Origin of the sequence: Klebsiella sp. PL-2018, assembly GCF_019048985.1 — a bacterium.
GTDB classification, from domain to species: Bacteria; Pseudomonadota; Gammaproteobacteria; order Enterobacterales; family Enterobacteriaceae; genus Klebsiella; species Klebsiella michiganensis.
On the sequence record NZ_CP077673.1, the window covers coordinates 1,767,752 to 1,788,430 of the forward strand.

Below are 20,679 nucleotides of genomic sequence, written 5' to 3' on the forward strand. Positions count from 1 at the left end.
TAAGGGAGATATGATGAAGCAGGCATTACGAGTAGCATTTGGTTTTTTAATGCTGTGGGCGGCAGTGCTGCACGCAGAAGTACGCATCGAGATTACCCAAGGGGTCGACTCGGCACGCCCAATCGGCGTTGTGCCGTTCCAGTGGGCGGGGCAGGGTGCTGCGCCGGAAGATGTGGGCGGTATCGTGGCGGCTGACCTGCGCAACAGCGGCAAGTTTAATCCGCTCGATCGCTCGCGTCTGCCTCAGCAGCCGGGTAGCGCTCAGGAAGTGCAGCCGGCGGCATGGTCTGCGCTGGGCGTTGACGCCGTCGTGGTTGGTCAGGTGACGCAAAACCCTGACGGTTCCTACAACGTGGCGTATCAGCTGGTTGATACCGGCGGCGCGCCGGGTACCGTGCTTGCGCAGAACTCCTTTAAAGTCACGAAACAGTATCTGCGCTATGCCGCGCATGCTGCCAGCGACGCCGTATTTGAGAAGCTGACCGGTATTAAGGGTGCCTTCCGTACCCGTATCGCCTACGTGGTACAGACCAACGGCGGCCAGTTCCCGTACGAGCTGCGCGTGTCCGACTACGATGGCTACAATCAGTTCCTCGTTCACCGTTCAACTCAGCCGCTGATGTCTCCGGCATGGTCTCCGGACGGCGCGAAGCTGGCCTACGTGACCTTTGAAAGCGGACGCTCTGCGCTGGTTGTGCAGACGCTGGCTAACGGCTCCGTTCGTCAGATTGCTTCGTTCCCGCAGCATAACGGCGCGCCGGCGTTCTCGCCGGACGGCAGCAAACTGGCTTTCGCTCTGTCGAAAACCGGTAGCCTGAACCTGTACGTGATGGACCTGGGATCTGGCCAGATTCGCCAGGTGACCAACGGTCGCAGCAATAACACCGAACCAAGCTGGTTCCCGGATAGCCAGAACCTGGCCTTTACTTCCGACCAGGCCGGTCGTCCACAGGTGTATAAAGTCAATATTAATGGCGGCACGCCGCAGCGTATTACCTGGGAAGGTTCACAAAACCAGGACGCTGACGTGAGCGCTGATGGTAAAACTATGGTAATGGTAAGCTCGGCCGGTGGTCAGCAGCACATTGCCAAACAAGATCTGGAAGCGGGTGGTGTGCAGGTTCTGTCATCAACGTTTTTAGATGAAACGCCAAGTCTGGCACCTAACGGCACTATGGTAATCTACAGCTCTTCTCAGGGGATGGGATCCGTGCTGAATCTGGTTTCTACAGATGGGCGTTTCAAAGCGCGTCTTCCGGCAACTGATGGACAGGTAAAATCACCTGCCTGGTCGCCGTATCTGTGATAATAAATAATTGATTATTAAAGGAATCAAAGAAATGCAACTGAACAAAGTGCTGAAAGGGCTGTTGATCGCTCTGCCGGTTATGGCAATCGCGGCGTGTTCTTCTAACAAGAACGCCAGCAACGACCAGAGCGGTGAAGGCATGCTGGGTGCCGGCACTGGTATGGACGGTAACGCTAACGGCGGCAACATGTCTTCCGAAGAGCAGGCTCGTCTGCAGATGCAACAGCTGCAGCAGAACAATATCGTTTACTTCGATCTGGACAAATACGATATCCGTTCTGACTTCGCTGCAATGCTGGACGCGCACGCAAACTTCCTGCGCAGCAACCCGTCCTACAAAGTGACCGTAGAAGGTCATGCGGATGAGCGTGGTACGCCGGAATACAACATCGCTCTGGGTGAGCGTCGTGCTAACGCCGTTAAGATGTATCTGCAGGGCAAAGGTGTTTCTGCTGACCAGATCTCCATCGTTTCTTACGGTAAAGAAAAACCTGCAGTACTGGGCCACGACGAAGCGGCTTACGCCAAAAACCGTCGCGCCGTACTGGTTTACTAAGAGAATTGCATGAGCAGTAACTTCAGACATCATCTATTGAGTCTGTCGTTACTGGTTGGCATAGCGGCCCCCTGGGCCGCTTTTGCTCAGGCGCCAATCAGTAGTGTCGGCTCAGGCTCGGTCGAAGACCGCGTCACTCAACTCGAGCGTATTTCCAATGCGCACAGCCAGCTTTTAACCCAACTCCAGCAACAACTCTCCGATAATCAGTCCGATATTGATTCCCTGCGCGGTCAAATTCAGGAAAGCCAGTATCAGCTGAATCAGGTTGTTGAGCGCCAGAAGCAGATCCTGTTGCAGATCGACGGTCTGAGCAGCGGTGGCGGCGCAGCGGGAGCGCAAACCCAGACGTCAGCGGGCGATCAGGGCGCTGCGGCTAGCGGGACGGCGCCAGCGGCCTCGTCAGGCGCCCCGGCGCAGACCGGTGATGCTAATACCGATTACAACGCGGCTATCGCGCTGGTGAAGGATCCCTCTCGCCAGGACGATGCGATGGCGGCTTTCCAGAACTTCGTCAAAAAGTACCCCGATTCAACGTATCAGCCGAACGCCAACTACTGGCTCGGTCAGCTGAATTACAACAAGGGTAAAAAGGACGATGCGGCGTACTATTTCGCTTCCGTGGTGAAAAACTACCCTAAATCCCCGAAGGCGCCCGACGCGATGTTTAAAGTCGGCGTGATCATGCAGGACAAAGGCGATACCGCAAAAGCGAAGGCGGTTTACCAGCAGGTGGTCAGTAAATTTCCTGGCACCGACGGGGCCAAACAAGCGCAAAAACGCCTTAACGCACTCGGATGATTATGGCATGACCAGAAATCGCATCATTTCTGGTCTTGTCGCATGAATCCTAAGCAGTTAAGCAATCTTTATCTAAATTGTTGTTGCGCTGAATTCTGAAATCAGTAATATATGCCGCCGTTGCCAAGGGATATCGAACAAGCCCAAAGCGGCGAAAATAGTGGGTCGTTAGCTCAGTTGGTAGAGCAGTTGACTTTTAATCAATTGGTCGCAGGTTCGAATCCTGCACGACCCACCAATCGTTCTGGTGGAACGCGATAGTAAAACGTGAAGGATAACGTTGCGTCAGCAACGGCCCGTAGGGCGAGGCGAAGCCGAGTCATCCTGCACGACCCACCGTTAAAAGATGTATCCAGCGCAGTATCGGGTGATTAGCTCAGCTGGGAGAGCACCTCCCTTACAAGGAGGGGGTCGGCGGTTCGATCCCGTCATCACCCACCACTCGGGTCGTTAGCTCAGTTGGTAGAGCAGTTGACTTTTAATCAATTGGTCGCAGGTTCGAATCCTGCACGACCCACCAATTTAACATCAAACTCAGATGTTAAGCGTGAAGGATAACGTTGCGTCAGCAACGGCCCGTAGGGCGAGCGAAAGCGAGTCATCCTGCACGACCCACCAATTTCGAATTGGTGACGAGTGAAGAATATTCAGGCAGTACCCGAGCGGGTCGTTAGCTCAGTTGGTAGAGCAGTTGACTTTTAATCAATTGGTCGCAGGTTCGAATCCTGCACGACCCACCAATGCTTAGGTGAGCAGTGGTAGTAAGCGTAAAGGATAACGTTGCGTCAGCAACGGCCCGTAGGGCGAGCGAAAGCGAGTCATCCTGCACGACCCACCATCCTGAATCGTTCCAGTTAGCAGTAAACCCGCAAGGGGTCGTTAGCTCAGTTGGTAGAGCAGTTGACTTTTAATCAATTGGTCGCAGGTTCGAATCCTGCACGACCCACCAATTTAACATCAAACTCAGATGTTAAGCGTGAAGGATAACGTTGCGTCAGCAACGGCCCGTAGGGCGAGCGAAGCGAGTCATCCTGCACGACCCACCAATGCAAAAAAGCGCCCTAAAGGCGCTTTTTTGCTATCTGCCATTTCCTCGAAAATCACAACAATCCGCAATACCTTAATGCTGCGTTATTCTACCGTCGCGCTGCGTTTACCGTGGCTACAATTGGCACAGGCCAGTAGCCCGGACAGATGCGTAGCATCGCCTCCGGGAAATGTGCCGGGCCTGATGCCTTTGCGTGGCTTCGTCCCGGGGGCGGCGCTTGACGCGCCTTGCCCGGGCTACAGATTCGTGCGTTCTGCAGGTTTAGCAGCCCGGACAGATGCGCAGCATCGCCTCCGGGAAATGTGCCGGGCCTGATGCCTTTGCGTGGCTTCGTCCCGGGGGCGGCGCTTGACGCGCCTTGCCCGGGCTACAGATTCGTGCGTTCTGCAGGTTTGGCAGCCTGGACAGATGCGCAGCATCGCCTCCGGGAAATGCTCCCTGTGGGAAAAATTCCTCACGACATTTTCTGCACAATCGGCTATCTTGTTTAGCATATAAAACACCATGACCGGTTAATACCTTTCTTCAGGCATTATTACGGTCTGAAAGTTAAGCCAGTGAAACGAGACTGCAAGATGAGCGTAATGTTTGACCCGGAAGCGGCGATTTATCCTTTTCCTCCGAAGCCCATGCCGTTAAACCGCGATGAGAAGCACTTTTATCGCGAAAAAATTAAACGCCTGCTGCGCGAGCGCGATGCGGTGATGGTGGCCCATTACTATACCGACCCTGAAATTCAGCAGCTGGCCGAAGAGACCGGCGGCTGTATCTCCGATTCTCTGGAGATGGCGCGCTTCGGCGCCCGACATTCTGCCTCGACGCTGTTGGTTGCCGGCGTGCGCTTTATGGGAGAAACGGCGAAAATCCTCAGCCCGGAAAAAACCATCCTGATGCCCACGCTCCACGCGGAGTGCTCGCTCGATCTGGGCTGCCCGATCGAGGAGTTTAGCGCTTTCTGCGATGCGCATCCGGATCGTACGGTCGTGGTCTACGCCAATACTTCAGCGGCGGTAAAGGCGCGCGCCGACTGGGTTGTGACGTCGAGCATCGCCGTGGAACTCATTGAGCATCTTGATAGCATGGGTGAAAAAATCATCTGGGCGCCGGACCGCCATTTAGGCAGCTATGTGCAGAAACAGACCGGCGCCGACGTACTGTGCTGGCAGGGCGCCTGCATCGTTCATGATGAATTCAAAACTCAAGCGCTGGCGAGAATGCGGGCGCTTTATCCGCAGGCCGCGGTGCTGGTTCACCCGGAATCACCGCAGGCGATTGTCGATATGGCTGACGCGGTGGGGTCAACCAGCCAGTTGATCAATGCCGCTAAAACGCTGCCGCACAAGCAGCTCATCGTCGCCACCGACCGCGGCATTTTCTACAAAATGCAGCAGGCGGTACCGGAAAAAGAGCTGCTGGAAGCGCCTACGGCAGGCGAAGGGGCAACCTGTCGCAGCTGCGCCCACTGTCCGTGGATGGCGATGAACGGCCTGCAGGCGATTGCGGAAGGGCTGGAAAAGGGAGGCGTTGAACATGAAATTCACGTTGATGAACAGCTGCGAACCGGGGCGCTGGTTCCGCTAAACAGAATGCTCGATTTTGCGGCTACACTTCGGGGATAGCTCATTACTGCGTTACAGAACGCTCTGGGGATAAGATGGATTTTTTTAGTACGCAGAACATATTAGTGCATATACCCATTGGCGCCGGAGGATATGACCTGTCGTGGATTGAAGCGGTAGGCACCGTCGCAGGATTGCTGTGCATCTGGCTGGCGAGCCTGGAGAAGATTGCCAACTATGCCTTTGGGCTGATCAACGTCACGCTGTTTGCCATTATCTTCTTTCAGATCCAGCTCTACGCCAGCCTTCTGCTGCAGATCTTTTTCTTCGCGGCCAACGTCTACGGCTGGTACGCCTGGTCACGACAAACCAGCGATAACCAGGCGGAACTGCAAATCCGCTGGCTGCCGCTGCCGAAAGCGTTAGGCTGGCTGGCGGCCTGCGTGGTGGCGATTGGCCTGATGACGGTATTTATCGATCCGGTTTTTGCGTTTCTGACCAGGATTGCCGTCGCGCTGATGCACACCCTGGGCCTGCAGGTTGCTATGCCGGAGCTGCAGCCAGACGCGTTCCCGTTCTGGGACTCCTGCATGATGGTTCTCTCGGTTGCGGCGATGATCCTGATGACGCGCAAATACGTCGAAAACTGGCTGCTGTGGGTGATTATCAACGTCATCAGCGTGGTTATTTTCGCCCTGCAGGGCGTTTATGCGATGTCGCTCGAATATCTGCTGCTGACCTTCATCGCCCTCAACGGCAGCCGTATGTGGATTAACAGCGCGCGTGAGCGCGGCTCTCACGCGTTTTCCCGTTAATGGTGATGATGATGTCCATGCCCGGCGTGCGTCATGTTCAGACGGCACTCCGGGCCGCTGCAGGGCTGATACTCCATCTGAACCGTAATGTGTTCAATTTCATACTTATGCTGTAAGAAGCCCTGGATTCGTTCAAGCAGGCCGTCGTGATCGTGCGGCGGTACCACCTGCACGTGCAGCGTCATCACCGTTTTTTCTCCTACCAGCCACGCATGAACGTGGTGTACGTCGCGAACTTCAGGTATCGAGCGGCGCAAATCGCGCTTTAAGGCGTCGACGTCAAGCGAACGCGGCGCGCCCTCCAGCAGCTCATTAACGCTCTCCTGCAGCAAACGCCATGCGCTGCGCAGAACCAGGCACGATACCAGCACGGACAGAATAGGATCGATAGGCGTCCAGCCGGTGGTGATGATCACGATTGCGGCAATAATGGCCCCAACCGAACCGAGTAGATCCCCCAGCACATGCAGAGCGGCGGCCCGCACGTTGAGGTTACGCTCTTCACTGCCGCGATGGAGGATCCAGAAGGCCAGAATATTGGCCAGCAGGCCGGCAACGGCGATGATCATCATGGTTTTACCGGCTACCGGTTGCGGATGATGAAAACGCTGAATGGCCTCCCAGACGATTAATATCGTAATGACCACTAAGGCGATAGCATTGAGAAAGGCCGCCAGCGTGGTCAGCCGCAGCCAGCCAAAGGTGTGTTGAGCATTAGGCGGGCGACTGGCGAAACGCACGGCCAGAAAGGCGAACAGCAGCGCTGCGGCGTCCGTCAGCATATGCCCGGCATCGGCCAGCAGCGCCAGCGAACCTGAAATAAGTCCGCCTGCAACCTCAACCAACATGAATCCGGCCGTGACGCAGAACGCCAGCAGCAGCCGACGGGCATTATTATCTTCGGTGGATTGCGGAGAATTATGCGAGTGTGATTGCCCCATGGTGCCATCCCTACATTATTATTTTGATGATTACTTTATGACATGATTCACCTCTTGGGGTGAATAAAATGAAAAAAGGAGAGCCTTAGCTCTCCTTCCGGGCGGATACCGCGCAGATTATTGGGTGGTACCGTCGGTTTTCGTCGCCTCGTCCTGGCCGACCTTTTTATCGGTATCCGGGCAGCGGCCATCTTTGCACATTGAGTTTTTGTGGACTTCATCGCTCGACATCCCGTCGTGGTTCATGGTCGAGCCGTTGGGGTGGAGCATGGTGCCGCCGGTATCGGTGGAACCAGCGTTAATTTTACCGTTGTCCACGTTGTTTGGCGCCACGTTTTCACGCGCGTCGGGGGCAACCTGACCCGCGTCGGCTGCCGAATTGGCCTGCCCGTTGTTCGACTGCGCGCCGGTATCGGCGGCCAGCGCCGCGCCGCTGGCCAGGCCCAGGGTTGCTGCGAGGAGAAGACTGGTTAGCTTGTTCATTTTCATTGGATGCTCCTGTTATATCGATTTACCGAATTACCTCTTCCAACAGTGCATTGCCGGAGGTTCTACTCGTTGTGGTTAAAGCTTCGCTGTTAGCGAGCGGCATTAATATATAATGCTGAATGCTAAAGAAAATTAAGTTCTAACAGTTAAAAATTATAGCTTGTGGCCACTATTCCGCGACTTTATGGCGTTTTTTAGCCTATTTCCAGGAATATTCTGCCGCTACTGTAAAATCACGTTTACACTTTTTGAGCGAAGAGATAGATTGGAGGGATTGCATTTAACTAGATAAGTATGGCAACGCTGGAAATAAGATGAATTATCAGAACGACGATTTACGCATTAAAGAGATCAACGAATTATTACCTCCCGTTGCGCTCCTGGAAAAATTCCCCGCTACCGAAAACGCCGCCAACACCGTTGCGCATGCGCGCAAAGCGATCCACCAGATCCTGAAAGGTCATGACGATCGGCTGCTGGTCGTGATTGGTCCATGCTCCATTCACGATCCGGCGGCGGCAAAAGAGTATGCCGAGCGTCTGCTCGCGCTTCGCGAAGAGCTTAAAGGCGAGCTGGAAATCGTGATGCGCGTGTATTTTGAAAAACCGCGCACCACAGTGGGCTGGAAAGGGCTGATCAACGATCCGCATATGGATAACAGCTTCCGCATCAACGATGGTCTGCGGATCGCGCGCAAGCTGCTGCTTGATATTAACGACAGCGGACTGCCAGCGGCCGGGGAGTTCCTCGATATGATCACCCCGCAGTATCTTGCCGACCTGATGAGCTGGGGCGCGATTGGCGCGCGTACCACCGAGTCACAGGTGCACCGCGAACTCTCTTCCGGCCTCTCCTGCCCGGTAGGCTTTAAAAACGGCACAGATGGCACCATTAAAGTCGCTATCGACGCCATCAATGCCGCCGGTGCGCCGCACTGTTTCCTGTCGGTGACCAAATGGGGACATTCGGCGATTGTGAACACCAGCGGCAATAGCGATTGCCATATTATCCTGCGCGGCGGTAAAGAGCCGAACTACAGCGCGCAGCACGTGGCAGAAGTGAAGGTGGGTCTGGCGAAAGCAGGCCTGCCCGCTCAGATCATGATCGATTTCAGCCATGCCAACTCCAGCAAACAGTTTAAAAAGCAGATGGATGTCGGCACAGACGTATGCCAGCAGGTTGCCGGCGGCGAGCGGGCGATTATGGGCGTGATGATCGAAAGCCATCTGGTGGAAGGCAATCAGAGCCTCGACAGCGGTGAGCCGCTGGCCTACGGTAAAAGCATTACTGATGCCTGTATCGGGTGGGAAGATACCGATACGCTGCTTCGCCAGCTGGCGAATGCGGTAAAAGCGCGCCGCGGTTAGGTTTTACGGCGAGTCTCAAAATAAAAAAGCGTGGAGGGCTCCACGCTTTTTTTACATCCCGCGAAAATTACTTCGCTTTACCCTGGTTCGCTACGGCAGCGGCTTTCGCGGCAATCTCGTCGGCGTTACCCAGATAGTAATGTTTAATAGGCTTGAAGTTCTCGTCGAACTCATACACCAGCGGTACGCCGGTCGGGATGTTCAGTTCGAGGATCTCTGCTTCGCCCATGTTGTCGAGGTATTTCACCAGCGCGCGCAGGGAGTTACCGTGAGCGGCGATAATCACGCGCTCACCGCTTTTCAGACGCGGCAGAATGGTTTCATTCCAGTACGGTACGACGCGGTCGATGGTCAGCGCCAGGCTCTCGGTGGTAGGCAGCTCAGCGTCGGTCAGTTTTGCATAGCGCGGATCGTGACCCGGGTAGCGCTCGTCGTCTTTGGTCAGCTCCGGCGGCGTTACCGCAAAGCCGCGACGCCACTGCTTAACCTGCTCGTCACCGTATTTTTCAGCGGTTTCCGCTTTGTTGAGGCCCTGCAGCGCACCGTAGTGACGCTCGTTCAGTTTCCAGGACTTTTCTACCGGCAGCCAGGCCTGATCCAGTTCGTCCAGCACGTTCCACAGGGTGTGGATGGCACGTTTCAGCACAGAGGTATAAGCAAAGTCGAAGCTGAAGCCTTCTTCTTTCAGCAGCTTACCGGCCGCTTTTGCTTCACCCACGCCTTTTTCAGACAGGTCAACGTCATACCAACCGGTGAAACGGTTTTCGTTGTTCCATTGGCTTTCGCCGTGACGAACGAGTACCAGCTTAGTTACAGCCATACACTTACTCCTCAATACACGTCATCTTTCTCGCCGCCTTGATGCGACCCGAAATCTGTAGTGTGTATATTTATTGATTGATAACTATTCTCATTATATTGCCGCGACTTACCTCACGGCAATGCTTATCCCTAACCATAGCGAAAATAGTCGCTCAGTGTAAGGTGCTTGTAAAACAGAGGTTATGTTTTTGTCTGTAAGTGGCGTATTTTTCAGCGAAAGGATAAAAAAAGCCCTCCATCAGGAGGGCGGGGGATTATTTCGCAATAAACTGATATTCCGTCAGGCTGACGTACTCTTCGCCGGGGCGCAGTACGCAGTCCGGCTGCGGCCATTCCGGATGGTTCGGTGAATCCGGCAGGAACTCGCTCTCCAGAGCCAGACCTTGCCAGTCAGCGTAAGGCTGCGCCGTGCGCGACGGCGTGCCGGCCAAATAGTTGCCGGAGTAGAATTGCAGCGCCGGAGCGGAGGTATAGACCGTCATCTGCAGCTTTTCGTCCTGCGACCAGACGTGAGCAGCCGGGCTTTTGGCATCGCCCAGCGCCTGGAGCAGAAAGGCGTGGTCGTAACCTTTAACCTTTTGCTGGTCTTCATCGCGCAGGAAATCGTCCGCCAGCATCTTCGGCGTGCGGAAATCGAAGCTGGTCAGGGTGACGTTTTGCAAATCGCCTCCCGGAATACCGTCGCTCTCAACGGGCAGATACGCATCGCCAAAGATTTGCAGCTTATGGCTACGCACGTCGCTCTGCACGCCATCAAGATTGAAATAGACGTGGTTGGTCAGGTTTACCGGGCAGGGCTGATCAACGGTGGCGCGATACTCGATGGAGATGCGATTATCGTCGGTCAGCCGGTAGTGCGCCGTAGCCGTCAGATTGCCGGGGAACCCCTGATCGCCATCGTGGGAGGAGAGTGAAAACAGCGCGTGACGATCGTCGGCGCTGACAATCTGCCAGCGGCGCTTATCAAAACCTTCAGGACCGCCGTGCAGCTGATGGCCGGCCTCGTTGGAGGGCGTCAGATTAACGCTACGGCCATCAAGGGAAAAGTGGCTGTTGGCGATACGGTTCGCGTAACGGCCTACGGAAGCGCCGAGATAGGCGGCCTGGCGCGTGTAGTCGCCAGGGGTCGCGCAGCCGAGCAGCGCTTCGCGTACGCTGCCGTCGGCCAGCGTCACTCGCGCGGAGAGCAGCGTCGCGCCCCAGTCCATTACGGTGACCGTCATGCCTGCGTCGTTACGCAGGGTGAGGAGATTCCACGGCTGGCCGTCCGGCGCCAGCTCCGTTGTTGGGTTTAGCATTGTCCAGCTCCCTGCGACGGTTTGCAGACGTAAAAGGTCTCTTTGATACCGGTTTTCGCTTCATACTCTTTGGCAACGGCCTGCTGTACGGTCTCGACCAGATCTTCCGGCACCAGGGCGACGATACAGCCGCCGAAACCGCCGCCGGTCATGCGAACGCCGCCTTTATCGCCGATGGTCGCCTTGACGATGTCCACCAGGGTATCAATCTGCGGGACGGTGATTTCAAAATCATCGCGCATGGAGGCGTGGGATTCCGCCATCAGCTCGCCCATCCGCAGCAGGTCGCCTTTTTCCAGCGCCGCTGCGGCTTCTACGGTGCGGGCGTTTTCAGTCAGCACGTGGCGAACGCGTTTGGCGACCACCGGGTCAAGCTCGTGGGCGACGGCGTTGAACTCTTGCAACGTGACGTCGCGCAGGGCCGGCTGCTGGAAGAAACGCGCGCCGGTTTCACACTGCTCGCGGCGAGTGTTGTATTCGCTGCCGACCAGAGTGCGCTTAAAGTTACTGTTAATAATCACCACCGCGACGCCTTTCGGCATCGAGACCGCTTTGGTCCCCAAGGAGCGGCAGTCGATCAGCAGCGCGTGATCTTTTTTACCGAGCGCGGAGATCAGCTGGTCCATAATGCCGCAGTTGCAGCCGACGAACTGGTTTTCCGCTTCCTGGCCGTTCAGCGCGATTTGCGCGCCGTCGAGCGGCAGATGGTACAGCTGCTGGAACACGGTGCCGACGGCGACTTCCAGCGAAGCCGAGGAGCTTAACCCCGCGCCCTGCGGCACGTTGCCGCTGATGACCAGATCCGCGCCGCCGAAAGCGTTATTCCGCTGCTGGAGATGCTTCACCACGCCGCGGACATAGTTTGACCACTGCTGGGTATCGTGGCTGGTAATCGGCGAGTCGAGAGAGAATTCATCGGTCTGATTGTCGTAATCGGCGGCAATCACCCGCACGGTACGATCGTCGCGCGGCGCACAGGCGATGACCGTCTGGTAATCAATGGCGCAGGGCAGCACGAACCCATCGTTATAGTCGGTATGCTCGCCGATCAGGTTAACGCGGCCAGGGGCCTGGATAACATGGCTGGCCGGATAGCCAAATTTCTCAGCAAACAGGGCTTGGGTTTTCTCTTTCAGACTCATAGTTATACTCCGGATTCGCGAAAATGGACGTCGCTCACAGCGCGCAGACGTTCGGCGGCCTGCTCGGCCGTCAGGTCACGCTGGGTTCCAGCCAGCATTTCATAGCCGACCATAAATTTACGCACCGTCGCGGAGCGCAGCAGCGGCGGATAAAAATGCGCGTGCAGCTGCCAGTGATTATTCTCTTCATCGTTAAACGGCGCGCCGTGCCAGCCCATAGAGTAGGGGAATGAGCACTGGAACAGGTTGTCGTAACGGCTGGTCAGCTTTTTCAGCGCCAGCGCGAGGTCGCTGCGCTGGTCATCGGTTAAATCAGTCAGGCGCTGTACGTGCGCTTTCGGCAACAGCAGCGTCTCGAAGGGCCACGCTGCCCAGTAAGGGACCACCGCGAGCCAGTGTTCGGTCTCGACGACGGTGCGGCTACCGTCGGCTAATTCGCGCTGCGCGTAATCCACCAGCATCGGCGCGCCGTGCTCGGTGAAGTACGCTTTTTGCAGACGATCTTCGCGTTCCGCCTCGTTAGGCAGAAAGCTGTTTGCCCACACCTGGCCATGCGGATGTGGGTTGGAGCAGCCCATTGCCGCGCCTTTATTTTCAAAGACCTGCACCCACGGGTAGGTTTTCCCGAGGTCGGCGGTCTGCTCCTGCCACGTTTTAACCACGCCTTCCAGCGCCTCTACGCTCAGTTCCGGCAGCGTTTTGCTGTGGTCTGGCGAGAAGCAGATGACCCGGCTGGTACCGCGGGCGCTCTGACAGCGCATAAGCGGGTCGTCGCTTTCCGGGGCGTCAGGGGTATCGGTCATCAAAGCCGCAAAGTCATTGGTAAAAACAAACGTACCGGTGTAGTTCGGGTTTTTGTCGCCGGTGACGCGGGTATTACCCGGGCACAGGAAACAGTCCGGGTCGTGCGCGGGCAAGGTCTGTTTTGCCGGCGTTTCCTGCGCCCCCTGCCAGGGGCGCTTGGCGCGATGCGGAGAAACCAGAATCCACTGCCCGGTTAACGGGTTATAACGACGATGTGGATGGTCGACGGGGTTAAATACGCTCATGAAGGTTCCTTAGTCGGGATAACCCTGCGGATGACGGGACTGCCAGTGCCAGGTGTCCTGCGCCATTTCGTCAAGGTTGCGCGTCACGCGCCAGTTCAGCTCGCGATCGGCCTTTTCAGCGTCCGCCCAGTAGGCCGGGAGGTCGCCTTCGCGGCGCGGTGCGAAGTGGTAGTTAATCGGTTTGCCGCAGGCTTTGCTAAATGCGTTGACCACGTCGAGCACGCTGCTGCCGACGCCTGCGCCAAGGTTATAGATATGCACGCCGGCTTTATCGGCCAGTTTTTCCATCGCCGCGACGTGGCCGTCTGCCAGGTCCATCACGTGAATGTAGTCGCGTACGCCGGTGCCATCTTCGGTTGGGTAGTCGTTGCCGAATACCGCCAGCGATTCACGACGGCCAACCGCGACCTGCGCGATATACGGCATCAGGTTGTTCGGAATACCCTGCGGATCTTCCCCCATATCGCCCGACGGATGCGCGCCGACCGGATTGAAGTAGCGCAGCAGCGCGATGCTCCAGTCCGGCTGCGCTTTTTGCAGGTCGGTCAGGATCTGCTCAACCATCAGCTTGCTTTTACCGTAAGGGCTCTGAGGCGTACCGGTCGGGAAGCTTTCGACGTAAGGGATTTTGGGCTGGTCGCCGTAGACGGTCGCGGAGGAGCTGAAAATAAAGTTTTTCACGCCCGCGGCGCGCATGGCGGAAACGAGTTTCAGTGTGCCGGTTACGTTGTTGTCGTAGTACTCGAGCGGCTTAGCGACGGATTCTCCGACGGCTTTCAGGCCGGCGAAATGGATCACCGCTTCAATGGCGTGATCGTGGAGAATTTCCGTCATCAGCGCTTCGTTACGAATGTCGCCTTCGACAAAGGTGGCGCTTTTCCCGCCGAGACGTTCAATGATCGGCAATACGCTGCGCTTACTGTTGCAGAGATTGTCGAGAATAATCACTTCGTGTCCCTGCAGTAGCAGTTGAACGCAGGTGTGACTTCCAATGTAACCGCTACCACCTGTAACCAGTACTTTCATGATTCGCTCCAATAGGCTTATCGTGTGAGAAGAAGATAGCATACCAAAGAAGCCAAAAGTGTGACACAGGCCAAATTGGTGGAATCGTTTACACTAAAATTTTTAAACAGCCCATTTGAGTTTTTTTGTTTTAAAAACAGGGTGATGTTATGTCTGGTAGCTATTATTCTGAAAAAAACAGGGATCAGCAGACCCCTGTACAGGCTTAATTTTACAGCGGATCCAGCTGGTAAGTGTAACCGTCTCCACTACTCACAAAGGCCAGTCGGTGGGTGATACAGTCCGGGGCGTCTTCGGCGTGATGAGAGACAAACAGCAGCTGCGTCGCCCCTTCGCCAATCAGCACATCAACGAAGCGGCGCACCAGCTGGCGGTTGAGCGGGTCCAGCCCCTGCAGCGGTTCGTCAAGGATCAGCAGAGTGGGATGTTTGACCAGGGCGCGGACGATCAGCGCCAGCCGCTGCTGCCCCCAGGAGAGGCTATGGAACGGCGCATCGGCGGTGCGTTTGTCGATACCCAGAATATCCAGCCAGTTCTGCACCAGCTTATGCTGCTTGTCAGATACGGCCTGATAGATGCCGATTGAGTCGAAGTAGCCGGAGAGAATCACGTTACGCACGTTGGTGCTGACGCGGTATTCAAGGTGCAGGCTGCTGCTGACGTAGCCAATATGCTTTTTGATATCCCAGATGGTTTCACCGCTGCCGCGGCGGCGGCCAAACAGGGTCAGGTCGTTGCTGTATCCCTGAGGATGGTCGCCGGCGATCAGGCTGAGCAGCGTGGATTTACCGGCGCCGTTGGGGCCGACTATCTGCCAGTGTTCGCCAGGGTTCACCGTCCAGCTCAGGCGGTTAATGATCGGACGATCGTTGTACGAAACCACGCCGTCGTTCAGCACGATGAGCGGCGCTTCGGCGTCCAGCGCAAGACGCGCTGCCGGTGCGTCCGGCTCCGGCAGCGTCATGCCGTCAAGCTTTTCGCTGTGCGCGAGCTGGGCAATAAGCGCCTGCTGCAGCAGGGCCTGCTTTTCGCCGGTTTCGCTCAGCACGCAGTCCGCCAGTACCCCGGCATACTGAACGAACGCCGGGATCTCGTCAAAACGATTGAGGACCAGCACCAGGGTGATACCTTCGCCGTTCAGCGCGGCCAACATCCCGGCGAGCTGCTGGCGCGAGGCGACATCAAGACCGTCGAACGGCTCATCAAGAATAAGCAGGTCGGGATCGCCCATCAGCGCCTGGCACAGCAGGGTCTTGCGCGTTTCGCCGGTAGAGAGATATTTAAAACGGCGTTCGAGCAGGTGGCTAATTGCAAACTGTTCAGCAAGGCGAGCGCAGCGGGAGGGGTCTTTAAACTCATCCTGGATAATTTCCGCCGTCGTGCGGCCGGTGTCTTCTTCTCCCGGGCTGAGCAAATCGGTGTTATTGCGCTGCCACTCATCGCTGACCAGCTTTTGCAGCTGCTCAAAAGAGAGACGGGTGATGCGCGAGAAGGTGCACTCACGCTGCCCGCTTAGCAGGGTCAGCTCGCCGGAGAGCGCCCGCGCAAGCGCCGATTTCCCGCTGCCGTTGCTGCCGACGAAAGCCCAGCTCTCGCCAGCCTGCACGCGGAGGTGTTCAATATTTAACGTTTTTGTATCGCTAAGACGAAACGTGCCTTGCGAAATTTGCAACAATGACATTGTGTATCCCACTTTTTGCAGCGATTTGTTTCAGGGATACGTCTTCGCGAGCGCAATGTCAATGCCGTTAGCACAACGTGGCAAGAATGATGCGATCGGCATTAAAATATGCTATCACCTCCGCCCCTTCCGCCAGATCGCGCGTCTGTTCCACCGGCAGGGTGGCGCAAAGGCTCTGCCCATCCGGGAGCGCCATCAGCACTTCACACTGTTCCGGCCCGCGTTCGATGTGGTTGATACGTCCGGCCAGCTGGTTGTCGGCCCGTTCCGCCTGTGCGGCATCCTGAGTAATGCCAACCCACGGCGCTTTCAGCAGCACCAGTACCTCCTGGCCTTCCTCAAGGCCCAGACGATCGGCGCTTTGGGCGGTAATCGCGACCTTAAAGCGGGTTTGGCCGTCGGCCAGCAGAACGTCAACGTGCTGCTGGACCTGCTGATGGTCGCGGCCGGTAATGGTGCCAAACCACTGGTTGCGCGCGCTGGTCTGCAGAGAGAATCGCGAAATGGCAGCCAGCAGGCTGTCGAGGGGAAGGGCGTCATCATCGCTCAGGACATCGAATGCTTTCTGCTGAATCTGCGCCAGCAGGTCGTAGAGCTGAATCAGCCGCTGCCCGTAGCGGGTGAGGACCGCGCCGCCGCCGCCTTTGCCACCGGTCGCCCGGTCAACCAGGGTCTGCTCGCTGAGCTGATTCATTTCATTAATCGCATCCCAGGCGCTTTTATAGCTAATGCCCGCGTTTTTTGCCCCCTGGCTAATCGAGCCGGTCTGTTCAATCTGTTTCAGCAGGGCGATACGGCGAGGATCGGCGAACAGGCGCTGCTGTAATTTGAGGGTAAGAAGAATTTCAGCCTGCATAATCATATCCTGATGAAAAAGGATATTGTGACCGATAGCGGTCATCTTGCAAGATGCATCTCTCACGGTGGCCTGCGGGGCACCGCACAAATGGGGCGTGTTTTTCCGGCTGAATTGGTTACAATAAACTATTCGTACTTTCTGGAGCCAACCATGTTAGAGCTATTGAAAAGTCTGGTTTTTGCCGTAGTCATGGTCCCTGTGGTGATGGCGGTCATTCTGGGCCTGATTTACGGGCTGGGCGAAGTGTTTAACCTCTTCTCCGGAGCCGGTCATAAAGACAGCAGACCGCAAAATCACTGATTTCCCCCGCGCCCGGTTCTGCCGGGCGTCCTTATTTCTTCCCCCCCTCCATTTTTCGAACGCTGATTACCCCTAATTTTCGCTGGGAAAAACCTGGCGCTATCGTTATATTGTCTATTACATAACGAACCGACGGGAGATTCAGATGACAGGTCAATGGTTACGCTTTTTTGCCGGAGCAACATTAACGCTCTCCGTTGCGGGCCACGCGCTGGCGGAAGAGGGCAAAGTGACGGTTTTTGCCGCGGCATCGCTCACCAACGCCATGCAGGATATCGCCAAAGAGTATAAAAAAGAGAAGGGCGTGGAGGTGGTTTCTTCATTTGCCTCTTCATCGACCCTGGCACGGCAGATTGAAGCGGGGGCGCCGGCGGATCTGTTTATCTCCGCCGATCAAAAATGGATGGATTACGCGGTCGAGAAAAAGAGCATTGATACCGCCTCGCGCGCGACCCTTCTCGGTAACAGCCTGGTTGTCGTGGCGCCAAAAGCCAGCGCGCAGGGCGAGATAAACATCAGTGATAAAACCGACTGGACCAGCCTGCTGAAAGGCGGCCGCCTGGCCGTAGGTGACCCGGAACACGTGCCTGCTGGCATCTATGCGAAAGAGGCGCTGCAAAAGCTGGGAGCCTGGGAAACCCTGTCGCCGAAGCTGGCGCCGGCAGAAGACGTGCGCGGCGCGCTGGCCCTGGTTGAACGCAGCGAAGCGCCGCTGGGGATCGTTTACGGCTCCGATGCGGTCGCCAGCAAGGGGGTAAAAGTTGTCGGTACCTTCCCGGAAGATTCGCATAAGAAAGTGGAATATCCGCTGGCAATCGTCGACGGCCATAAAAATGCCACGGTCAGCGCGTTTTATGACTATTTAAAAGGGCCGGAAGCGTCCGCCATCTTTACACGTTACGGATTTACTACCCACTAATGTTCTTAAGCGATCCTGAATGGCAGGCGGTACTGCTGAGCCTGAAAGTCTCCTCCCTGGCGGTGGTACTGAGCTTGCCTTTTGGCATCTTTTTCTCCTGGCTGCTGGTGCGACGAGATTTTCCCGGTAAAGCGCTGCTCGATAGCATTCTCCACCTGCCGCTGGTATTGCCACCGGTGGTGGTAGGGTATCTCTTGCTGATCGCGATGGGGCGACGCGGTTTTATCGGCAGCTGGCTGTATGACTGGTTTGGTCTGAGCTTTGCGTTTAGCTGGCGCGGCGCGGTACTGGCGGCGGCGGTGATGTCCTTTCCGCTGATGGTGCGGGCTATTCGCCTCGCGCTGGAAGGGGTGGACATCAAGCTCGAGCAGGCGGCGCGTACCCTCGGCGCTGGCCGCTGGCGGGTGTTTTTCACTATTACGTTACCGTTGACGCTACCCGGCATTATCGTTGGCACCGTGCTGGCTTTCGCCCGCTCGCTGGGCGAGTTCGGCGCCACCATCACGTTTGTTTCCAATATTCCCGGCGAAACGCGCACCATCCCTTCGGCCATGTATACCCTGATCCAGACCCCCGGGGGAGAAGGCGCGGCCGCGCGTTTATGCTTGATTTCGATTGCGCTGGCGCTGGTATCGCTGCTGATTTCCGAATGGCTGGCCCGCCTCAGCCGTCAGCGGATGGGGAAATAAACATGCTTGAGCTCGATTTTACCCAGACGCTGGGTACCCACTGTCTGCAAATTTGCGAGACGCTTCCCGCCAGCGGCATTACGGCGGTGTTCGGCGTCTCCGGCGCGGGTAAAACCTCGCTGATTAACGCCATTAGCGGCCTGACGCGCCCGCAGCAGGGGCGCATCGTCCTCAACGGCAGAGTGCTGAACGACGTTGATAAAGGTATCTGCCTGGCGCCGGAAAAGCGCCGCATTGGCTACGTTTTTCAGGACGCGCGCCTGTTTCCGCACTATAAAGTGCGCGGCAATCTGCAATATGGCATGGCGAAGTCTATGGCGGCGCAGTTTGACAAGCTGGTGGCGCTGCTCGGCATTGCGCCGCTGCTTGACCGCCTGCCGGGCGGCCTCTCCGGTGGGGAGAAACAGCGGGTGGCGATTGGCCGGGCGCTGCTTACCGCGCCGGAGCTGCTGCTGCTGGATGAGCCGCTGGCATCGCTGGATATTCCGCGCAAGCGCGAGCTGTTGCCCTATCTGCAGCGTCTGGCGCGCGAAATCAAGATCCCGATGCTGTACGTCAGCCACTCTCTGGATGAAATCCAGCATCTGGCGGATAACGTGCTGGTGCTGGAAGAGGGGAAAGTGAAAGCCTTTGGCTGTCTGGAAGAGGTGTGGAGCAGCAGCGTGATGCACCCCTGGCTTCCCCAGGAGCAGCAAAGCACGATCCTGAACGTGACCGTTGCCGCTCAGCATCCGCAGTATGCCATGACCGCGCTGGCGCTGGGGGATCGGCAGATATGGGTTAACCGTCTTGACAGGCCGCAGGGCGAAAGCGCGCGGATCCGCATTCAGGCCTCGGACGTTTCTCTGGTACTGCAGCCCGCTCAGCAAACCAGCATCCGCAATATTTTACCCGCGCAGGTCATGCAGTGTATTGAAAGTCATGGGCAGGTTGAGGTCAGGCTGGAGATAAGCGGCCGTACCCTGTGGGCGCGCATCAGCCCCTGGGCTCGCGATGAGCTGGGGGTGACCCCGGGCCAGCGGCTGTATGCGCAGATAAAAAGCGTGTCGATAGCCGCCTGATTACAGCAGGTGGCGATAGATGTAGTCGGCGATGCTGGTGGTTTCGTTTTCACCGATCACCACGTTGGCGCGCGCTTTGACCTCTTCCACCGCGTTGCCCATCGCCACGCCGGTACCGGCGGCTTCCAGCATGCTGAGGTCGTTATAGTTGTCGCCGAAGGCGATAACATCCTGCATCGACAGGCCCTGCGACGCGACCCACTGCGCCAGGCGTTTACCTTTGCTGTTGCCTTCCCGGGCAATATCCACCTGATCGTGCCACGACCATTCGCACTCCAGACCCAGCGTCTGGCCAACGTGTTGGGCAAAGCGCTGCAGTTTGGCGGTATCTTCATCGGTCAGGGCGAATTTCCACACGGCGTTAACTTTGCGGGCCGCCTGCGCCAGAGAATCGACCTGAGTGAATACCGGACGCTGCTCGACGGGGAGCGATTGCGCCCAGCTGGCGGTGCGGATAACGTGCCCGGTCGGCTGCTCGTACAGCATGGCGTCATCGACGTACATCAGGCCGTGAATATCATGCTCGTTCAGCATTTCCGTCAGGCTCAGGGCTTTATCTACCGGCATCGGGTCGGATTCAAGCACCTTTTTTGCATGATAATCATACAAATAAGTGCCATTGCAGCAAATTGCAGGTGTATCCAGCGCCAGCGCCTGATAAAAAGGATGGATAGCGACGTGATGTCGGCCGGTGACGACGATGATCTGATATCCCGCGTCTTTGGCGCGAGCCAGCGCATCGAGCGAGGCGGGGAGGATGGTCTTTTTGCCGGTTAAGAGCGTGCCGTCTAAATCGAGGGCAATCACGCGTGAGGTCATGGGTTGTTTCCGGTTAATGATGAAAAGTTAGCAGGCTATGATGGTACACCGCTGTGCCATTCCGGCAAACTTTTCAGCATCTACCGCTAAAGAGCCGATACACTTGATCTTTCAGGCTGCCAGGAGGCA

General features: G+C 56.7%; 20 protein-coding genes and 5 tRNA genes. 15 read left to right on the forward strand and 10 right to left on the reverse strand.

Features of this window, described 5'->3' with window-relative positions; genetic code table 11:
* Positions 1-13 precede the first annotated feature (13 nt).
* The 10 genes from tolB (at position 14) to pnuC (ending at position 6,088) form a co-directional block, all read left to right on the forward strand.
* Positions 14-1,306, forward strand: coding sequence for a Tol-Pal system beta propeller repeat protein TolB (gene tolB, locus MKleb_RS08170; RefSeq protein WP_004133400.1), 1,293 nt, complete (start codon positions 14-16; stop codon positions 1,304-1,306).
* 34 nt (positions 1,307-1,340) lie between these two features.
* Positions 1,341-1,865, forward strand: coding sequence for a peptidoglycan-associated lipoprotein Pal (pal, locus tag MKleb_RS08175; RefSeq protein ID WP_004100337.1), 525 nt, complete (start codon positions 1,341-1,343; stop codon positions 1,863-1,865).
* Positions 1,866-1,874: 9 nt separating this feature from the next.
* The gene (gene cpoB, locus MKleb_RS08180; RefSeq protein ID WP_004848965.1) at positions 1,875-2,666 is read left to right on the forward strand and encodes a cell division protein CpoB; all 792 of its coding nucleotides are present in this window, start codon (positions 1,875-1,877) and stop codon (positions 2,664-2,666) included.
* 162 nt (positions 2,667-2,828) lie between these two features.
* A tRNA-Lys gene (locus MKleb_RS08185) sits at positions 2,829-2,904 on the forward strand.
* Positions 2,905-3,031: 127 nt separating this feature from the next.
* Positions 3,032-3,107: transfer RNA gene (locus tag MKleb_RS08190), tRNA-Val, on the forward strand.
* Positions 3,108-3,110: 3 nt separating this feature from the next.
* Positions 3,111-3,186, forward strand: a tRNA-Lys gene (locus MKleb_RS08195).
* 144 nt (positions 3,187-3,330) lie between these two features.
* Positions 3,331-3,406, forward strand: a tRNA-Lys gene (locus tag MKleb_RS08200).
* A gap of 133 nt (positions 3,407-3,539) precedes the next feature.
* Positions 3,540-3,615 (forward strand) — tRNA-Lys (locus MKleb_RS08205).
* A 674-nt stretch (positions 3,616-4,289) separates the two neighbouring features.
* Positions 4,290-5,333 (forward strand): quinolinate synthase NadA, encoded by a 1,044-nt coding sequence (gene nadA, locus MKleb_RS08210; RefSeq protein WP_004848967.1) that lies wholly within the window; start codon positions 4,290-4,292, stop codon positions 5,331-5,333.
* A 35-nt stretch (positions 5,334-5,368) separates the two neighbouring features.
* The gene (gene pnuC, locus MKleb_RS08215) at positions 5,369-6,088 is read left to right on the forward strand and encodes a nicotinamide riboside transporter PnuC (protein ID WP_025108132.1); all 720 of its coding nucleotides are present in this window, start codon (positions 5,369-5,371) and stop codon (positions 6,086-6,088) included.
* Here the strand turns inward: pnuC and zitB are convergent.
* Entirely contained in the window at positions 6,085-7,029 is a 945-nt protein-coding gene (gene zitB / locus MKleb_RS08220; protein WP_014228460.1) for a CDF family zinc transporter ZitB, read from the reverse strand. The genes pnuC and zitB overlap by 4 nt on opposite strands.
* A gap of 117 nt (positions 7,030-7,146) precedes the next feature.
* Positions 7,147-7,518, reverse strand: a complete 372-nt coding sequence (locus MKleb_RS08225; RefSeq protein ID WP_025108131.1) for a YbgS-like family protein — start codon at positions 7,516-7,518, stop codon at positions 7,147-7,149.
* Positions 7,519-7,832: 314 nt separating this feature from the next.
* Between MKleb_RS08225 and aroG the strand changes: the two genes are divergently transcribed.
* Positions 7,833-8,885, forward strand: a complete 1,053-nt coding sequence (aroG, locus tag MKleb_RS08230) for a 3-deoxy-7-phosphoheptulonate synthase AroG (RefSeq protein ID WP_014228462.1) — start codon at positions 7,833-7,835, stop codon at positions 8,883-8,885.
* Positions 8,886-8,952: 67 nt separating this feature from the next.
* Here the strand turns inward: aroG and gpmA are convergent, their stop codons facing one another.
* The 7 genes from gpmA to modE form a co-directional block, all read right to left on the reverse strand.
* Positions 8,953-9,705 carry a 2,3-diphosphoglycerate-dependent phosphoglycerate mutase gene (gene gpmA / locus MKleb_RS08235; RefSeq protein ID WP_004100351.1) on the reverse strand — a complete coding sequence of 251 codons (753 nt, stop codon included), beginning with the start codon at positions 9,703-9,705 and terminating at the stop codon, positions 8,953-8,955.
* 256 nt (positions 9,706-9,961) lie between these two features.
* A complete protein-coding gene (galM, locus tag MKleb_RS08240) occupies positions 9,962-11,005 on the reverse strand; it encodes a galactose-1-epimerase (RefSeq protein ID WP_025108130.1) in 1,044 nt (347 codons plus the stop codon).
* Positions 10,999-12,147, reverse strand: a complete 1,149-nt coding sequence (gene galK / locus MKleb_RS08245; protein ID WP_004848984.1) for a galactokinase — start codon at positions 12,145-12,147, stop codon at positions 10,999-11,001. Before galK ends, galM begins: the two co-directional genes overlap by 7 nt.
* A 2-nt stretch (positions 12,148-12,149) precedes the next feature.
* Positions 12,150-13,196, reverse strand: a complete 1,047-nt coding sequence (galT, locus tag MKleb_RS08250; protein WP_217076568.1) for a galactose-1-phosphate uridylyltransferase — start codon at positions 13,194-13,196, stop codon at positions 12,150-12,152.
* A 9-nt stretch (positions 13,197-13,205) separates the two neighbouring features.
* Positions 13,206-14,222 carry a UDP-glucose 4-epimerase GalE gene (galE, locus tag MKleb_RS08255; protein ID WP_004130603.1) on the reverse strand — a complete coding sequence of 339 codons (1,017 nt, stop codon included), beginning with the start codon at positions 14,220-14,222 and terminating at the stop codon, positions 13,206-13,208.
* 211 nt (positions 14,223-14,433) lie between these two features.
* The gene (gene modF / locus MKleb_RS08260) at positions 14,434-15,903 is read right to left on the reverse strand and encodes a molybdate ABC transporter ATP-binding protein ModF (RefSeq protein ID WP_025108129.1); all 1,470 of its coding nucleotides are present in this window, start codon (positions 15,901-15,903) and stop codon (positions 14,434-14,436) included.
* 67 nt (positions 15,904-15,970) lie between these two features.
* Positions 15,971-16,759 carry a molybdenum-dependent transcriptional regulator gene (modE, locus tag MKleb_RS08265; protein ID WP_004848991.1) on the reverse strand — a complete coding sequence of 263 codons (789 nt, stop codon included), beginning with the start codon at positions 16,757-16,759 and terminating at the stop codon, positions 15,971-15,973.
* Positions 16,760-16,912: 153 nt separating this feature from the next.
* Here modE and MKleb_RS08270 point away from each other — a divergent pair, with 153 nt between their 5' ends.
* From MKleb_RS08270 to modC, 4 genes are all read left to right on the forward strand, one after another.
* Positions 16,913-17,062, forward strand: a complete 150-nt coding sequence (locus MKleb_RS08270; protein ID WP_004848993.1) for an AcrZ family multidrug efflux pump-associated protein — start codon at positions 16,913-16,915, stop codon at positions 17,060-17,062.
* A gap of 145 nt (positions 17,063-17,207) precedes the next feature.
* Positions 17,208-17,981 (forward strand): molybdate ABC transporter substrate-binding protein, encoded by a 774-nt coding sequence (gene modA / locus MKleb_RS08275; RefSeq protein WP_025108128.1) that lies wholly within the window; start codon positions 17,208-17,210, stop codon positions 17,979-17,981.
* Positions 17,981-18,670: a molybdate ABC transporter permease subunit gene (modB, locus tag MKleb_RS08280; protein ID WP_004848997.1), complete on the forward strand. Its 690-nt coding sequence runs from the start codon at positions 17,981-17,983 to the stop codon at positions 18,668-18,670. Before modA ends, modB begins: the two co-directional genes overlap by 1 nt.
* 2 nt (positions 18,671-18,672) lie before the next feature.
* On the forward strand, positions 18,673-19,731 hold the full coding sequence (gene modC, locus MKleb_RS08285; RefSeq protein ID WP_014228468.1) for a molybdenum ABC transporter ATP-binding protein ModC: 1,059 nt from the start codon (positions 18,673-18,675) through the stop codon (positions 19,729-19,731).
* Here modC and MKleb_RS08290 read toward each other — a convergent pair whose 3' ends face one another.
* Positions 19,732-20,550, reverse strand: a complete 819-nt coding sequence (locus tag MKleb_RS08290) for a pyridoxal phosphatase (protein ID WP_025108127.1) — start codon at positions 20,548-20,550, stop codon at positions 19,732-19,734. It lies immediately after the preceding gene.
* Between the last annotated feature and the right edge of the window lie 129 nt (positions 20,551-20,679).

What these genes read in the sequence shown, in the direction of transcription:
- tolB (WP_004133400.1), top strand. Translation starts at nt 14, where the DNA reads ATGAAGCAGGCATTACGAGTAGCATTTGGTTTTTTAATGCTGTGGGCG.
- pal (WP_004100337.1), top strand. Translation starts at nt 1,341, where the DNA reads ATGCAACTGAACAAAGTGCTGAAAGGGCTGTTGATCGCTCTGCCGGTT.
- cpoB (WP_004848965.1), top strand. Translation starts at nt 1,875, where the DNA reads ATGAGCAGTAACTTCAGACATCATCTATTGAGTCTGTCGTTACTGGTT.
- nadA (WP_004848967.1), top strand. Translation starts at nt 4,290, where the DNA reads ATGAGCGTAATGTTTGACCCGGAAGCGGCGATTTATCCTTTTCCTCCG.
- pnuC (WP_025108132.1), top strand. Translation starts at nt 5,369, where the DNA reads ATGGATTTTTTTAGTACGCAGAACATATTAGTGCATATACCCATTGGC.
- zitB (WP_014228460.1), bottom strand. Translation starts at nt 7,029, where the DNA reads ATGGGGCAATCACACTCGCATAATTCTCCGCAATCCACCGAAGATAAT.
- MKleb_RS08225 (WP_025108131.1), bottom strand. Translation starts at nt 7,518, where the DNA reads ATGAAAATGAACAAGCTAACCAGTCTTCTCCTCGCAGCAACCCTGGGC.
- aroG (WP_014228462.1), top strand. Translation starts at nt 7,833, where the DNA reads ATGAATTATCAGAACGACGATTTACGCATTAAAGAGATCAACGAATTA.
- gpmA (WP_004100351.1), bottom strand. Translation starts at nt 9,705, where the DNA reads ATGGCTGTAACTAAGCTGGTACTCGTTCGTCACGGCGAAAGCCAATGG.
- galM (WP_025108130.1), bottom strand. Translation starts at nt 11,005, where the DNA reads ATGCTAAACCCAACAACGGAGCTGGCGCCGGACGGCCAGCCGTGGAAT.
- galK (WP_004848984.1), bottom strand. Translation starts at nt 12,147, where the DNA reads ATGAGTCTGAAAGAGAAAACCCAAGCCCTGTTTGCTGAGAAATTTGGC.
- galT (WP_217076568.1), bottom strand. Translation starts at nt 13,196, where the DNA reads ATGAGCGTATTTAACCCCGTCGACCATCCACATCGTCGTTATAACCCG.
- galE (WP_004130603.1), bottom strand. Translation starts at nt 14,222, where the DNA reads ATGAAAGTACTGGTTACAGGTGGTAGCGGTTACATTGGAAGTCACACC.
- modF (WP_025108129.1), bottom strand. Translation starts at nt 15,903, where the DNA reads ATGTCATTGTTGCAAATTTCGCAAGGCACGTTTCGTCTTAGCGATACA.
- modE (WP_004848991.1), bottom strand. Translation starts at nt 16,759, where the DNA reads ATGCAGGCTGAAATTCTTCTTACCCTCAAATTACAGCAGCGCCTGTTC.
- MKleb_RS08270 (WP_004848993.1), top strand. Translation starts at nt 16,913, where the DNA reads ATGTTAGAGCTATTGAAAAGTCTGGTTTTTGCCGTAGTCATGGTCCCT.
- modA (WP_025108128.1), top strand. Translation starts at nt 17,208, where the DNA reads ATGACAGGTCAATGGTTACGCTTTTTTGCCGGAGCAACATTAACGCTC.
- modB (WP_004848997.1), top strand. Translation starts at nt 17,981, where the DNA reads ATGTTCTTAAGCGATCCTGAATGGCAGGCGGTACTGCTGAGCCTGAAA.
- modC (WP_014228468.1), top strand. Translation starts at nt 18,673, where the DNA reads ATGCTTGAGCTCGATTTTACCCAGACGCTGGGTACCCACTGTCTGCAA.
- MKleb_RS08290 (WP_025108127.1), bottom strand. Translation starts at nt 20,550, where the DNA reads ATGACCTCACGCGTGATTGCCCTCGATTTAGACGGCACGCTCTTAACC.